This window comes from Streptomyces daghestanicus, from assembly GCF_020521275.1.
In the GTDB taxonomy this organism is placed as follows: domain Bacteria; phylum Actinomycetota; class Actinomycetes; order Streptomycetales; family Streptomycetaceae; genus Streptomyces; species Streptomyces griseoviridis.
The window spans coordinates 513,267-526,650 of record NZ_BNDX01000018.1; the positions used below are offsets into that span (position 1 = coordinate 513,267).

General features: G+C 74.8%; 17 protein-coding genes. 3 read left to right on the plus strand and 14 right to left on the minus strand.

Going from position 1 to position 13,384, the window contains the following annotated elements; genetic code table 11:
* The 14 genes from Sdagh_RS34795 to Sdagh_RS34860 all read right to left on the minus strand — a co-directional run bounded on the left by Sdagh_RS34795 (nt 1) and on the right by Sdagh_RS34860 (nt 9,557).
* A complete protein-coding gene (locus Sdagh_RS34795; RefSeq protein WP_189414209.1) occupies nt 1–1,335 on the minus strand; it encodes an ABC transporter substrate-binding protein in 1,335 nt (444 codons plus the stop codon).
* 173 nt (nt 1,336–1,508) lie between these two features.
* A complete protein-coding gene (locus tag Sdagh_RS34800) occupies nt 1,509–2,603 on the minus strand; it encodes a substrate-binding domain-containing protein (RefSeq protein ID WP_190076491.1) in 1,095 nt (364 codons plus the stop codon).
* 86 nt (nt 2,604–2,689) lie between these two features.
* Complete coding sequence (locus Sdagh_RS34805) at nt 2,690–2,983, minus strand: gas vesicle protein K (protein WP_189414211.1); 294 nt, start codon at nt 2,981–2,983, stop codon at nt 2,690–2,692.
* Nucleotides 2,980–3,189, minus strand: coding sequence for a gas vesicle protein (locus Sdagh_RS34810; protein ID WP_189414385.1), 210 nt, complete (start codon nt 3,187–3,189; stop codon nt 2,980–2,982). Before Sdagh_RS34810 ends, Sdagh_RS34805 begins: the two co-directional genes overlap by 4 nt.
* Nucleotides 3,190–3,224: 35 nt before the next feature.
* Entirely contained in the window at nt 3,225–4,067 is an 843-nt protein-coding gene (locus Sdagh_RS34815) for a GvpL/GvpF family gas vesicle protein (RefSeq protein WP_189414212.1), read from the minus strand.
* Nucleotides 4,064–4,453 (minus strand): gas vesicle protein, encoded by a 390-nt coding sequence (locus Sdagh_RS34820; RefSeq protein ID WP_190076492.1) that lies wholly within the window; start codon nt 4,451–4,453, stop codon nt 4,064–4,066. The genes Sdagh_RS34815 and Sdagh_RS34820 overlap by 4 nt, the downstream gene beginning before the upstream one ends.
* An 18-nt stretch (nt 4,454–4,471) precedes the next feature.
* Nucleotides 4,472–5,419: an SRPBCC family protein gene (locus Sdagh_RS34825; RefSeq protein WP_190076493.1), complete on the minus strand. Its 948-nt coding sequence runs from the start codon at nt 5,417–5,419 to the stop codon at nt 4,472–4,474.
* A complete protein-coding gene (locus tag Sdagh_RS34830; RefSeq protein WP_190076494.1) occupies nt 5,416–5,985 on the minus strand; it encodes a hypothetical protein in 570 nt (189 codons plus the stop codon). The genes Sdagh_RS34825 and Sdagh_RS34830 overlap by 4 nt, the downstream gene beginning before the upstream one ends.
* Complete coding sequence (locus Sdagh_RS34835; protein ID WP_190076495.1) at nt 5,982–6,254, minus strand: gas vesicle protein GvpG; 273 nt, start codon at nt 6,252–6,254, stop codon at nt 5,982–5,984. The genes Sdagh_RS34830 and Sdagh_RS34835 overlap by 4 nt, the downstream gene beginning before the upstream one ends.
* 5 nt (nt 6,255–6,259) lie before the next feature.
* Nucleotides 6,260–7,024 (minus strand): GvpL/GvpF family gas vesicle protein, encoded by a 765-nt coding sequence (locus Sdagh_RS34840; protein ID WP_190076496.1) that lies wholly within the window; start codon nt 7,022–7,024, stop codon nt 6,260–6,262.
* 2 nt (nt 7,025–7,026) lie between these two features.
* Entirely contained in the window at nt 7,027–7,563 is a 537-nt protein-coding gene (locus tag Sdagh_RS34845) for a gas vesicle structural protein GvpA (RefSeq protein WP_189414386.1), read from the minus strand.
* A gap of 216 nt (nt 7,564–7,779) precedes the next feature.
* A complete protein-coding gene (locus Sdagh_RS34850) occupies nt 7,780–8,097 on the minus strand; it encodes a gas vesicle protein GvpO (RefSeq protein WP_189414218.1) in 318 nt (105 codons plus the stop codon).
* Between the two features lie 72 nt (nt 8,098–8,169).
* Nucleotides 8,170–8,826: a class I SAM-dependent methyltransferase gene (locus tag Sdagh_RS34855; RefSeq protein WP_226536163.1), complete on the minus strand. Its 657-nt coding sequence runs from the start codon at nt 8,824–8,826 to the stop codon at nt 8,170–8,172.
* Between the two features lie 182 nt (nt 8,827–9,008).
* Nucleotides 9,009–9,557, minus strand: a complete 549-nt coding sequence (locus tag Sdagh_RS34860) for a TetR-like C-terminal domain-containing protein (RefSeq protein WP_372478503.1) — start codon at nt 9,555–9,557, stop codon at nt 9,009–9,011.
* Nucleotides 9,558–9,720: 163 nt separating this feature from the next.
* Here Sdagh_RS34860 and Sdagh_RS34865 point away from each other — a divergent pair, with 163 nt between their 5' ends.
* The 3 genes from Sdagh_RS34865 (at nt 9,721) to Sdagh_RS34875 (ending at nt 13,382) form a co-directional block, all read left to right on the plus strand.
* Entirely contained in the window at nt 9,721–10,734 is a 1,014-nt protein-coding gene (locus tag Sdagh_RS34865) for a zinc-binding dehydrogenase (protein WP_189414220.1), read from the plus strand.
* 191 nt (nt 10,735–10,925) lie between these two features.
* Nucleotides 10,926–11,621 carry a lytic polysaccharide monooxygenase auxiliary activity family 9 protein gene (locus Sdagh_RS34870; protein ID WP_189414221.1) on the plus strand — a complete coding sequence of 232 codons (696 nt, stop codon included), beginning with the start codon at nt 10,926–10,928 and terminating at the stop codon, nt 11,619–11,621.
* 99 nt (nt 11,622–11,720) lie between these two features.
* Nucleotides 11,721–13,382 (plus strand): tetratricopeptide repeat protein, encoded by a 1,662-nt coding sequence (locus Sdagh_RS34875; protein ID WP_189414222.1) that lies wholly within the window; start codon nt 11,721–11,723, stop codon nt 13,380–13,382.
* Nucleotides 13,383–13,384: the final 2 nt, after the last annotated feature.

The following is a 13,384-nucleotide window of genomic DNA, read 5'->3' on the forward strand; positions in this document are numbered from 1 at the left end:
TCAGGTGCTGTGCTGGGTGGTGGACAGGCCCAGGGCCTTGAGGTCGGGCATGGTGCCCTCCTGCGCGGTGCGCAGCGACTGCACGAGGCTGCCCTGACCGCCGCCGACGCGGGCGAAGGAGTCCTGCATGACCTTCTGCGTGGCGGTCATCCGCGGCCCCCACGTCCACTGTCCGCCGATCTTCTCGGCCTCCCGCTCGAACAGGGCGTAGATGTCCTGCCCGCCGTAGTACGAGCGGTCGAACGCCTCCCGTCCGACGGGGACCAGGTCGGGAGCGGCCGGGTACTGGCTGCTGGTGCCGCTGGAGAGCCGGGCGCGCAGCGCGTCCGGGTGGGAGACCTGCCAGGCGATGAACTCCATGGCGGCCTCCGGGTGCCGGCTGTCCTTGGTGACGGCGAAGGTGGAGCCGCCGTGCGTGCCCACCGAGGGGCGGGCGGGGTCCCACTGGGGGAGCGGCGCGATCCGCCACTGCCCCTTCTGGCCGGGGCGGGCGTTCATCTGCGCGCCCGCGTCCCAGGCACCGGTGAGCCGGGTCAGCACCAGGCCGTTGCCGAGCTGCGCGTCCGACTGCCGGCTCTCCACGGCGTTCATGAACACCTCGCCGGCGTCGATCAGCCGCTGCCAGTACGCGGCGACCCGGCGCGAGGGGGCGTCGGCGAGGGAGACGTTCCACGCGCCCTTCGAGGTGTCGAACCACCGGGCGCCGGCCTGCCAGGCGTACGCGGCGAACTGGGTCATCCCGTCGGTCGGGAACAGCACCAGCCGCCGGCCGGCCGCCTCGCGCCGCACGGTGCGCGCCTGCTCGGCGAACTCGTCCCAGGTGCGGGCGGGGCGGAGGCCGTACCGCTCGAACAGGTCGGCGCGGTAGTGCAGCACCATCGGCTCTATGTCCAGCGGCACGCTGAACACCCGGCCCTCGAAGGTGGTCAGGCCGAGCGCCTGCGGCAGCAGCTTGCGCCGCAGCCGGTCGTCGACCAGGTCGGTGATGTCCCGGGCGACGCCGTCGATGGCGAACCCCGGGACCTGCGGGTACTCGATGGTGGCGATGTCCGGTGCGTTGCCGGCCCGCGCGGCGTTGCTGAGCTTGGCGTAGCCGCCCTGCCCGCCGGAGGGGATCTGCTGGAAGTCGACCTGGACACGGTCGTGGGTGCGGTTGAACGCGTCGACCACCTCCTGGCTGCCGCGCAGCGCGGACCAGAAGGTGATGCGCGTGATACTGCTCGTGCCGCTCGACCGGCTGCCGGCGCCCGTGCCGCTGCAGGCGCCCAGGGCTCCTGTCAGCGGCACGGCGGCCAGCGCGGCGAGCACGGATCGACGACTGTGTCGACCGGGCATGGCGCCTCCCGCGGCTCTGGGTGTGTCGTCGTCCACGACACGACTCTTCGGGACACGGGAATCCTGATCGCTCGAACGGAAACGGTCAATAGATCGATCAGAGGAAACTAAAGCGATCAAACGATCGTGCAAGGAAGGTCATCACCCACGACCGGCAGGAGCCGGGCACCGGGTCACCCGGCGTCGGCCGGCCGCCCCGTCGAGCCGCGCACCGTCAGCCGCGGCAACAGCTCCACCCGCCGCACCGACCGCTCCGGCGCGCCCCGCAACCGGTCGAGGAGCAGCCGCGCGGCCACCCGCCCGACCTCCGCCTTCGGCGGCGACACGGCCGTCAGCGGCGGTGTCCCGAGGCCGGCCACCACATCGTCGTACGCCACCACCGAACAGTCCTCGGGCACCCGCACGCCCTCCTGCGCCAGCCGCTGGACGATCATCAGGGCGTCCTCGTCGCCGTGCCCCACCAGCGCCGTCGCCCCGGTCCGGCGCAGCAGCGCCGGCACCTCGGCCGTCCCGTCCGCCGCGTACGGCCCCTCCTGCCCGGCCCCCGGCGCGCTCAGCGCCCACGCCCACGCCACCACCAGCGGATGGGCCCGGGCCGTCTCGGTCAACGCGGCCCGCAGGGTGCGCGCGGTCGGGCTGTCCTCCCGCGTCGCGAACACGATCCGCCGGTGCCCGAGCCCCACCAGGTGCTCCACCGCCAGATGCGCGCCGTACCAGTGGTCGGAACAGACCGAGTCCAGCGCGTGCGAGGGGCTGCCCGGCCGCGGCCGGCGCTCCATCAGCACCGTCGGCACGTCCAGCGCGGCGAGCCAGTCCTGGTCGGCCTCCTCGTGGGACCGGGCGAGCCAGCGCGGCGCCAGCAGCAGCCCGGCGGCGCCGTCCGCGAGCGCCCGCTCCACCAGCGGACGCTCCGCCCCCGGCCCCCGGGGCGCGATGTGCAGGGCGAACGGCACCCCGGCCTCCTCCAGGACCGTCCGCGCGCCGTGCAGGACCTCCGTCAGATACGCGTGCCGTTCCGGCACCACCAGCGCCACCCGGCCCCCGCCGCGCGGGTCCGCCGCGGCGGGCGCCTCCGCGGCGGGCACGGTCGAGCGCACCACACCGTGACCGCGCCGCAACCGGCCCGCCCGGGTCAGCTCCTCCACGTCCCGGCGCACCGTCACCACGGAGACCTGCAACTCCTCGGCGAGATCGCGCACCCGCGCGGCGCCCCGCGCCCGGACCGCCGCGAGGATCCGCTGCCGCCTGAGATCGACCGGCTCCCGCACCTGGGCCTCCCCACCCACCCGAGCCTCACCCGAGAATGTTCGTTTGAGCGTTTCGGCTCATCATAGCGATCGCCGGGTGCGGGTGATCAGGGTTCCGGATCGGCGAGCAGCGGACCCAGCGGGCCGAGGTCGAGGTTGAGGTCGGAGCGGCTCAGCCCGTGCCGCTCGCACAGCTCGTCCATGCGCTGGTCGAGCAGCATCAGCGCGGTGCCGAGCCGGTCCTCCTGCTCCTCGCTCAGCGTGCCCGCGTCGAAGCGCCGCACCGCTTGACGCTCCATCAGTTGCCGGAGCAGTTCGACCACGGTCAGCACCAGGGCGGCCAGGTCGTTGCCGACCCGGTCCGGGTCCAGGTCCAGGGTGCGGTCGCGGGGCGCGCTCACAGCGGCCCGCTGTCCGGCCAGGGGCTGGGCACCCGCTCGTTCACCGACGACAGCAGGGCGTGCAGCGACACCCGTACCAGCGGTACGTCGGCGATGGCCAGCACCAGGTCGCCGCTGACCACCACGCCGGTCGCCAGCACCCGGTCCAGCAGGTCGACCAGCGGGACCCCGACCGGCGCGTACCGCTCGGGGCCGTTCCACGGCACGTGGGTGAGGCCGGGCTCACGGACGTCCGGGGCGGTCACGGCCGGACCACCTCGCGCTCCGGCTCCGGGTCGCCCTCCTCGTCCCACCGTGCGAAGGAGTACGGCACCCAGGGTCCCGACGCGCCGACCTCGACGCCCGCCGGGCCGCCGGCGCCACCGAGCCGGGCGAGCGCCGCGGCGAAGTCCTCCCGGCGGGCGTCGTCCACCAGATAGGCGGCGTTGAGCAGCTGGGGCGCGCGGCGGCCGGTGAGCCGCTCGCTCTGCGGGCGGTGCCGGGTGGCGGCGACGGCGTACCGCCGCAGCTCCGCGTCGACGGCCTCGGCGGCGGCCACCGCCCGGCCGTGGCCGTCCTGCCGGACCCGGCGGCGCGCGGACGCCCGGCTGAGGTAGGACCGCCCGCCGGAACCGCCGGCGTCCTCCGCCCCCGCCTCCTCGGCCTCTCCGGCGCCCTCGGCCGGGACCTGGGCGGCGTGCACCTTCACCGCCCACTCGGTACGGCCGCGCAGCCGGTCGAGCAGCGCGCGCAGCGCGGCGGCGCGGGAGGTGACGGCGTCGACGGCACCCTCGTCGGAGCGGTAGAGCGTGGCCATGGGCAGCGGGACGACCGGCCCCGTCCGGGCCGCGGCCTCGACGGTCCGGTGGTGGGCGCGGGCGCAGCGTTCGAGGTCGGCGGGCCGGTTCAGGCGTTCACCGAGGGCCGCCTCGCCGAACGCCGCGACCGGCACGTCCTGCACGACCAGCCACAGGTCCCCGGCGGGCAGCTGCCGCAGCGGGCCGCCCTCCTCGTGACCGGCGGCGGCCGGCAGACCGGCGGGCGGCGGCGTACGGGTGACGGCGAAGGCACAGACGAGGCTTGAGGACGGGGACGGAGTGCTCACCGGGTCTCCTCCACGTACTCCTGCCGCTCGTGCCGCTCGTGCCGCTCACGGCGCTCGGCCTCGTCCGCGTCCGTGGCCGCCTCCAGGGCGTCGAGCCGGGCCCGCAGCCGCGCGTTCTCCTCGGCGAGGGCGTCCCGCCCGGCCCGCGAGGACAGCGCCGGGTCGGTCTCCCACCAGTCGATTCCGGCCTTCTTCGCGGTGTCGACGGAGGCGATGAACAGCCGCAGCCGGATGGTGAGCAGCTCGATGTCCAGCAGGTCGATCTTGATGTCGCCCGCGATGACGATGCCCTTGTCCAGGACGCGTTCCAGCAGGTCGGCGAGGCTGCCGGAGGCGGCCGGGTACTCCGGCTCCAGCGTGGCGTACCGGCGGTCGAGGTCGGTCACGGTGTGCTCCCCGGGGACTCAGCGGCGCGGACGGGCGGGGCCACGGCCGTCGTCCTCGTCGTCGCCGTTCCCCTCGTCGTCCTCGTCGTCCTCGTCGTACTCATCGTCCTCGTCGTAGGTGTGACCGCCGCCGTCCTCTTCGGCCTCGTCCTCGTAACCGTCGGCCTCGGCGTCCTCGTCGTCGTCCTGCTCGTCCTCGTCATACGCCTCGTCGTAGTCCCCGTCGTCGTAGCCGTCCTCGTTCTCGGCGTTCTCGGCGTTCTCCGCCTCCAGCGCCTCCTCGTGCGACCGGACGACCTCACCCTCGCGGATCTCGCCGCGCCAGCCCTCCACCTCCTCGTCGCCCCGGAGGGTGACGTGCCGGGCGAAGTGCTTGAGGTCCAGCCGGAGCCGGCGCCCCTGAGCACGCCAGAGGTTGCCGGTCTTCTCGAAGAAGCCGGCCGGGTAGTACTCGACGACCACGACGATCCGGGTCAGGGAGGGGGCGATCTCGTGGAAGGTGACGACACCGGTCGTACTGCCCTTGGCGCCCTCTGAGGTCCACACGATGCGCTCGTCGGGGATCTGCTCCTGGACGGTCGCCTTCCAACTGCGCGCGGACGGGCCCACCTTGACGTTCCAGTCGGAGGTGGTGTCGTCGCTCTTGTTGACCCCCCGGACGCCCTTGGTGAAGTCGCTGAACTCCTCGAAGCGCGTCCACCGGTCGTAGGCCGTGCGCAGCGGCACGCCCACGTCGACGGTCTCCATGATGTGGGTCGCCTTGACGCTGCCGCGCGGTCGGCCGTCCTGGGAGCCGCCGCCCCCGCTTCCGCCCCCGCCGCCGCTCTTGCCCTCGGCGAGGTCGGTCAGCCGGCCGGTGAGTCCCTTGACCCGTTCGCCGGCCTTGCCGGTCAGGTCGGTGCCCTTGGCGGAGAGGTAGCCGCCGAGCGCGTCCTTGAGGCTGTCGAGTGCCCGGTTCCCGGTCATCCGCGGCCACCCCCCGGGACCCGCCGACGCGCCGGTGCCGCCGTCTTCCTGGCGGTGGTCCGCACCGGTGGCGGCCGGTGGCCGGGGGCCTTCTTCGCCGCCCTCCGGGGCGGAGGGCCGTCCTCGTCCTCGTCCTCGAACTCGTCGTCGTCGAACTCGTCCACGTTCTGGTCCACGTTCTCGTCCGGGTTCTCGTCCGCGTCCGTGTCCGTGTCCGTGTCCGCGTCCTCGGGCTGCGCCCCGTCCCGGCTGTCCGTCGCCCCGAGCGCGTCCGTGCGGTCGCGGAGGGCGTCGGCGAAGCGGGACAGACTCCGGTCGGTGGCGGCGGTGACGGCCGCGCGCCCGGCGGTGAACAGCTCACCGCGCACCTGGTCCGTCAGCTCGCGGAACTGCGGCGCCTCCTGGAGCCGGACCAGTGACCGGGACAGCACCTGAGCCGGTGACACCCCGAGCCGCCGGCCCGTGAGATAGGAGCCGACCACGAGGGCCAGCTTCGCCTTCTTCGTCCGTCCCAGCAGATAGCCGCCGGCCATGGCCGCCGCCAGTGCCGCCTTGTTGTCACTCATACGTGCCTTCCCTGCGATGGTCCGTGGGTGGTCGTGCGCGGCCGGGTCCGGCGTTCGAGGAGCGTGAGCAGCCGCTCCTCCTCCCGCTCGAAGGCCGCCTCGTCGATGGCGCCCATGTCCAGGGCGCGGTTCAGCGCGGCCAGCCGCGCCCGTACGGCCCGTGGGTCGCGCGTCTGCCGCCGGGCCTCCTCCAGCAGGTGGTCGGCGACCCAGAGCGTGCCGCGCACCGGCGCCAGGGGCAGCAGCAACAGACCGCTCACCAGTCCCATGGCCGTCACCGCCCGGCCGACCGCGACGCGGGACGCGCCTCGACGAAGCTGTAACAGGGCAGCGGGCCGGTGACACCGAGCGCCAGCCGGTCCCGGTGGGCCCGCGCCCGGGCGGCCACCTCCCGCCGGAACCCCGGCTCGTCGTCGGCCCGCACCAGGAACGACGTACTGAGCACCCGTCCGTCGTCCAGCGGGCCGTCGGCGGTCCGTACCGCCAGCGGCGTCAACCGGGCGAGGACCTCGCGCGCCGCGCGCCATGCCTCCCGTCGGACGGCCTTGGCCAGCGCCTCGCCGAGCCGTACGTCGGCGTCGTAACCGGGCCGGCGCCGGGCCCGCAGGGCGAGCGTCCGGAGCTGTTCGTCCCGGCGCACCAGCTCGGCGAGGCAGTCGGCGACGACCGTGCCCTTGACGTTCAGCTCCACGCAGCCCGCGATGTCGTCCAGCTGCCGCTTCAAGTGGGCCGCGTCGGAGCGTAGCTGGGCGCGGAGGGCGTCCGGCCGCGGAGTCAGGACCGCGAACCGCATGGGCAGGACCGGGCCCTGCGCGACCAGTTCCTCCAGGACCGCCTGGTGGGCCAGCAGGTCGCGGCGGCGTGCCCGGGGCCGCTCCGGCGCCGGGGAGACGGCCGCGCACAGCCCGGACTCGGTGAGCAGCCCCACCGGGGAGCCGGCCACGCCCGTGGCGCGCGGGGCGCGGACCCCGGCGGCGGCGATGCCGTAGACGTACAGGGTGCCCAGGCCGGTGACGGCGGGGGGTGCGAGCGTCGGCACGGTCACTCCTCGGCCGCCGGGCGGCGGCGGGCTCGGGGGCGGGCCTCGCCGCCGGGGCGGGCCGCCGGGGACCGGCGCTGATGGCGCGCGGCGCGCCGCTCCCGCTCCCGGCCGGCCGGGGTCCGTACCCCGTCGCGGACGTCCTCGGCGGGGAGGTCCTCGGCGGGGAGGTCCTCCTCGGGCAGGTCCTGCTCGGGCGGGGCGAGGACGTCGCGGACCTTGTCGGTGAGCGACCGCGCCGTCCGTCTCGCGCCGGTCCGGCCGACGGCCTTGGCCACCGGCCCGCCGAACAGCTCCGGCACCGTCTTGGAACGCACGTCGCGCTCCAGGTCCAGGCGGTTGCAGGCCTCGGCGAACCGCAGGTAGGTGTCGACGCTCGCGACGACGATCCGGGCGTCCACCTTGAGGATCTCGATGCCGACGAGCGAGACCCGCACGAAGACGTCGATCACCATGCCGCGGTCGAGGATGAGTTCCAGTACGTCGTAGAGGGTGCCGGCGCGCGGCGCGCAGACGACCTCGTCTTCGTAGGTGGTGATCATGCGACGGTCCTTTTCGGGAGCGGGCCTCGGGAGCGGCCCGTCAGCGGTCCGGCCACCGGCCCGGCGCCGGACGGGGCGCCCGGCCGGTCATCGGCCGGGTCTCCGGTGCGGTCGCGTACGCAGGCTGTGCCTCCGGTGGGGCCGGAGGCCGGTCCTCCGGTGCGGTCGGGGGCCGGGTCACCGGTCGGGGCTGCGGTCCGGTCATCGGTCGGGTCATCGGTCCTGGGCGCCGCGCCGGTAGCGGGCGATCCGCCGGTAGGACAGCAGGTCGCCCGCCGGGTCCAGTTCGACCTCGTAGGTGGCGAGGAGGCTGGTGGTGTCGGGGATGCGTGCCAGTTCCAGGACGTCCACGTGGACGGTCCAGCCGTCGTCCTCGCTCCGGCCCACCGCGGAGACGCCCTCCAGACGGTGGTGGACGAGCGCCGCCAGGCTGTCCGCGGCGCGCCGGGCGGCGTCCTGGGCGCCGCGCACGGGGCGCCGTCGCTCGGTGGTGGACGTCGTACCGCGTCCGCGGTCGCCGTTGTCTGTCATGCGCACCACTCTGGCCGCGCCGCGCGGCGGGCGCGTGTGCTGTTACCCCGTTCGGGGTCGCGCCCCGGAGGCTCAGGCCGGCCGCGCGGCGTCCCGGCGCCGGCAGTGCAGGAAGAGGTGCGGCTCGGGCACGGCCCGCGGATGCGCGGGCGTGAACAGGTCCTCCGTCCGCTCCAGGACCTCCAGACCGGCCCCCTCGGCCACCGCCGCCAGCGCGTCGGCGGGGAAGCTCGTCACCCGGACCGGCTGCCCCAGGAAGACGCCCTCGGCGGCCTCCACGTCCAGCGGCACCGTGGCCAGCACCAGGTGCCCGCCGGGCCGCAGCGCCCGTGTCAGCCGCCGCAGCACGGCGGTCTGCCCGGCCCGGTCCAGCTGGAGCAGCGCGAAGTACACGCAGACGGCGTCGAAGGACCCTTCGTCGAGCGGGAACTCCCGGATGTCGGCGCACCGGAAGGAGGCGGCGGGCACCTGCCGCGCCGCCAGCTCCACCATCACGGGCGAGACGTCCACGCCCAGCACCTGGTGCCCCGCCCGGGCCAGGGTCTCCGCCGTAGGCCGGCCCGTGCCGCTGCCCACGTCCAGCACCCGGCTGCCGGGCGCCAGCCGGCCGAGCAGCCACGCCAGGGACCTGCCGTGCGCGGCGGACCCGGCGAACGCCCGCTCGTAGGCGGCACCGAGCGCGTCGAACACCACGGCGGCCGGCGCCCGCCGCTGCTCTCCCTCGGGCACGTCCGGTGTCCCTCCGTCGGCGGTGACGACGCGGGCATCGTCACACCCCGGCCGGAACGCCACAAGGGCGCCGGGCACGCCGACCTCGCCGGCCCGTCACACCGGCCCGGCGCACGGACCCCGCCGACGGGGTACGCCGCCGCTCTCGCCGGCCGGCGCGTCCGGGCCCGCCTCCGGCGGGCCTACGTACCGGCCGGTCTCCCCGGCCGCGCGCCGTCCAGAGCGAGGTCGACCAGACCCGTCACCAGCGCCTCGTCCAGCGGAGCCCGGCTGAGCAGCGCCCGGACGAACAGCGGCCCGCTCACCGCCTCGACCAGCAGCCCGGGATCGGTGCCGGGAGCCAGCTCGCCGCGCTGCACACCGCGCCGGACCATCACCACGGCGCGGTCCAGCCGGTCCCGCCAGTAGGGGCCGCGCCGGTCGTCCAGAGTGTCGTCCCGCTCGACGCTGAGCCGCAGCAGGGCGTGCCCCTGCGGGGTGCCGAGCAGCCGCGCCAGCCGGTCGAAGAAGGCCAGCAGGTCCTCCCGTACCCGCCCGGTGTCGGGGATCGGCAGCGCCGAGTCCAGCTCGCTGGTGAGCGCGTCGAGGATCAGGTTCTCCCGGGTCCGCCAGCGGCGGTAGACCGACGTCTCGTGCACCCCCGCCGCCCGGGCGACCGCCGCGACGGTCGCCCCCGCCAGGCCCTCGCGCGACAGCAGCTCCACCGCGGCGGAGAGCACCGCCCGCCGCATCGGCTCACCACGGCGGCGCAGCGGCGGCACGACGGACGCGGGGGAGTCCTCAGGGGCGGTCATCACCCCAGCTTAAAGCAACCCGACTTGCGTTGGGTGTACGGTCAACGCAAGACGACCTGCGATACGAGTGAGGTCGCCACCGCACCGAGGAGGTCCCGTCATGGAGCGGATGCTCGCCGCCCGTCTGCACGTGCCCAGCCGCACCCTGCGCGTGGAGGAGGTGCCCCGGCCGCAGCCCGGCCCCGGCGAGGTGCTGGTCAGGGTCGAGGCGGCCGGGGTCTGCCTCTCCGACGTCCACCTCATCGACGGCACCCTCACCCCGCTGTTCCTCCGGGGTGACACCGTCACCCTCGGCCACGAGGTCTCCGGCACCGTCGCCGGGACGGGCGAGGGCGTCACCGCCTGGACGCCGGGGCAGCGTGTGGTCCTGTACGCCGGCGAGGTGCGCGACGGCGTCACCTACACCCGGGGCGTCGACTACGACGGCGGCTGGGCCGAGTACGCCCTGTCCTCGGCGGACGCCCTGACCCTGCTCCCCGACGCCATCCCCTTCGAGCAGGGCGCGATCATCCCCGACGCGGTGTCCACGCCCTGGGGCGCCATCACCGGGACCGGCGAGGTCCGCCCCGCCGAGGCGGTCGGCGTCTGGGGCGTCGGCGGACTCGGTGTGCACGCCGTGCAGTTGCTGCGCGCCGTCGGGGCCTGCCCGGTGATCGCCGTCGACCCCGACCCGGTGGCCCGCGAGCGTGCCCTCGCCGCCGGCGCCGACCTCGTCCTGGACTCCGCCGACCCCGGTCTGCGCGAGGCCGTCGGCAAGGCGACCGGCGGTGCCGGGATCGCCGCGGCCTTCGACTTCGCGGGCGTGCCCGCGGTGCGCGAGCAGGCCCTGACGGTGCTCGCCCCCAAGGGCCGCCTGGTCCTGGCCGGCCTGACGGACAAGCCGCTCACCGTCACCGACGGCACCCGCTTCAGCTACCTCCAGCAGCGCATTCTCGGCCACTACGGCTCCGACATGCCGGTGGCGCTGCCCCAGCTGCTGCGGCTGATCGAGGGCGGCCGGCTGGACTTCTCCGGTTCCATCAGCGGCGTACTGCCGCTGGCCGAGGCCGCCGCGGCGGTCGCCCGGCTGGAGGACAAGGTGGGCCACCCGATCCGGCTCGTGCTCCGCCCCTGAGCCGCCGGACCCGGCAGCCCCGCGCCGCGCCCTGTCGAACACCCGCGTCGAACGCGCCACCGCCCCGGCGGATCTGGCGAGAACGAAGGTTGCGGCCGTGTTTCGCAGGGCGCAGCCTGTGCATTGGGAGCGCTCCCACATCGCTCCCGCGTCCCATCCTTCATCGGTCCCCCACCTGGAAGAAGGAGACCATGTTCGGTCCCGCACGAGATTGTCATGACCCCAACACATTAGGGGCCGGGCGCCGCGTCCTGACGCTCGTCCTCAGCGCGTTCGCCGCCGCCCTGCTCGCCCTGGTCCCGTGGAGCGGCACCGCCGTCGCGCACGGCTCCGTCGTCGACCCCGCCTCCCGCAACTACGGCTGCTGGCTGCGCTGGGGCAGCGACTTCCAGAACCCCGCCATGGCCCAGCAGGACCCCATGTGCTGGCAGGCGTGGCAGGCCGACCCCAACGCCATGTGGAACTGGAACGGCCTGTACCGCAACGGCTCCGCCGGGAACTTCCAGGCGGTCGTCCCCGACGGGCAGCTGTGCAGCGGCGGCCGGACCGAGGGCGGCCGGTACAACGCGCTGGACGCGGTGGGCGCCTGGAAGACCACGGACATCGCCACCGACGACTTCACCGTCCACCTGTACGACCAGGCCAGCCACGGCGCGGACTACTTCCGGGTCTACGTCACCAAGCAGGGCTTCGACCCGGCCACCCGGCCGCTGACCTGGAGCAGCCTCCAGCTTGTCGCCCAGACCGGCAGGTACGCCCCCGCCAACACCTACGACATCCCGGTCAGCACCTCGGGTCTGAGCGGCCGGCACGTCGTGTACACGATCTGGCAGGCGTCCCACATGGACCAGACGTACTTCCTGTGCAGTGACGTGAACTTCACCTGATCCCGGCCCTCGCGCCGCCCGGCGGCGGGGCCGCACCCGATCCGGCGCACTTGTGCCGGAAGGCCGCGGCCCCGCCGTGCCGTGCGCTATACGTCCGGCATGGACGACTACTACGACCTCGGCACGCACCACCGCCCCGTGACGACCACGTCACCCGAGGCGCAGACCTGGTTCGACCGCGGCCTGGTGTGGACGTACGCCTTCCACCACGAGGAGGCCGTCGCCTGCTTCGAGGCCGCCGCGGCGGCCGACCCGGACTGTGCCATGGCGTACTGGGGCCTCGCCTACGCGCTCGGGCCCAACTACAACAAGCCCTGGGCGGCGTTCGACCCGGCCGAACTCGCGCTGACCGTCCACCGCACCCACGCCGCCGTGGAGCGCGCCCACGCCAGGGCCGCCGCGGCCACCCCGGTCGAACGGGCCCTGATCGGCGCCCTGCGCGCCCGCTACCCGCGTCCCGACGCCGTCGCCGACTGCTCGGTGTGGAACGAGCCGTACGCCGACGCCCTGCGTGCCGTCCACGACCTCGCCCCCGGCGACCCGGACGTCGCCGCCCTCTACGCCGACGCGCTGATGAACCTGACGCCCTGGCAGCTCTGGGACCTGCGCACCGGCCGCCCCGCCGAGGGCGCCCGCACCCTGGAGGCCAAGACGGTCCTGGACCGAGCCCTCGCCACCGGGGCGGGCCGCGACCACCCGGGCCTCGTGCACCTCTACGTCCACCTGATGGAGATGTCCGCCACCCCCGAGGCGGCCCTGACCGTCGCCGACCGGCTGCGCCACCTGGTCCCCGACGCCGGGCACCTCCTGCACATGCCCTCCCACCTGGAGGTGCTGTGCGGCGACTACCGCAGGGTGCTGTCGGACAACACCGCCGCGACCGCCGCCGACGAGAAGTACCTGGCCCGCGCCGGGGCGATGAACTTCTACACCCTGTACCGCTCGCACAACCACCACTTCAAGATCTACGGCGCGATGTTCCTGGGCCGCTTCCGGGACGCCCTGGAGACGGCGGACCGGCTGGCGGAGTCCATCCCCGAGGAACTGCTGCGGGTGGAGAGCCCGCCGATGGCCGACTGGCTGGAGGGCTTCCTCGCCATGCGGGCCCATGTGCTGATCCGGTTCGGCCGCTGGGCGGACATCCTCGCCGAGCCGCTCCCCGCCGACCCGGACCTGTACCGCGTGACCACCGCGATGCTGCGCTACGCGCGCGGCGTCGCGCTCTCGGCCACCGGCCGGGTCGCCGAGGCCGAACGCGAACGCGAACTGTTCCGGCGGGCCGTCACCCGCGTGCCCGCCTCACGCACCCTGTTCAACAACACCTGCGCCGATCTCCTCGCCATCGCCTCCGCGATGCTCGACGGCGAACTGGCCTACCGAAAAGGGGACTTCGAGGCCGCCTTCACCGCGCTGCGCCGCTCCGTCGAGCTGGACGACGGCCTCCCCTACGACGAGCCGTGGGGCTGGATGCAGCCCACCCGGCACGCCTTGGGCGCCCTGCTGCTGGAACAGGGGCGGGTGGCGGAGGCCGAGGCGGTCTACCGGGCCGACCTCGGCCTGGACGACACCCTGCCGCGCGCCCTCCAGCACCCCGGCAACGTCTGGGCGCTGCACGGCCTGCACGAGTGCCTGGTCCGGCTCGGCAAGGACGGCGAGGCGCGGATCGTCGAACGGCAGCTGCGCACCGCGAAGGCGCTGGCGGACGTGCCGGTCGAGGCGTCCTGCTTCTGCCGCCTCGACCGGCGCTCCTGCTGCGCCTGAGC

What these genes read in the sequence shown, in the direction of transcription:
- Sdagh_RS34870 (WP_189414221.1), top strand. Translation starts at nt 10,926, where the DNA reads ATGTTCGGTCCCGCACGAGATTGTCATGACCCCAACACATTAGGGGCC.
- Sdagh_RS34795 (WP_189414209.1), bottom strand. Translation starts at nt 1,335, where the DNA reads ATGCCCGGTCGACACAGTCGTCGATCCGTGCTCGCCGCGCTGGCCGCC.
- Sdagh_RS34850 (WP_189414218.1), bottom strand. Translation starts at nt 8,097, where the DNA reads ATGACAGACAACGGCGACCGCGGACGCGGTACGACGTCCACCACCGAG.
- Sdagh_RS34835 (WP_190076495.1), bottom strand. Translation starts at nt 6,254, where the DNA reads ATGGGACTGGTGAGCGGTCTGTTGCTGCTGCCCCTGGCGCCGGTGCGC.
- Sdagh_RS34825 (WP_190076493.1), bottom strand. Translation starts at nt 5,419, where the DNA reads ATGACCGGGAACCGGGCACTCGACAGCCTCAAGGACGCGCTCGGCGGC.
- Sdagh_RS34860 (WP_372478503.1), bottom strand. Translation starts at nt 9,557, where the DNA reads ATGCGGCGGGCGGTGCTCTCCGCCGCGGTGGAGCTGCTGTCGCGCGAG.
- Sdagh_RS34865 (WP_189414220.1), top strand. Translation starts at nt 9,721, where the DNA reads ATGGAGCGGATGCTCGCCGCCCGTCTGCACGTGCCCAGCCGCACCCTG.
- Sdagh_RS34830 (WP_190076494.1), bottom strand. Translation starts at nt 5,985, where the DNA reads ATGAGTGACAACAAGGCGGCACTGGCGGCGGCCATGGCCGGCGGCTAT.
- Sdagh_RS34875 (WP_189414222.1), top strand. Translation starts at nt 11,721, where the DNA reads ATGGACGACTACTACGACCTCGGCACGCACCACCGCCCCGTGACGACC.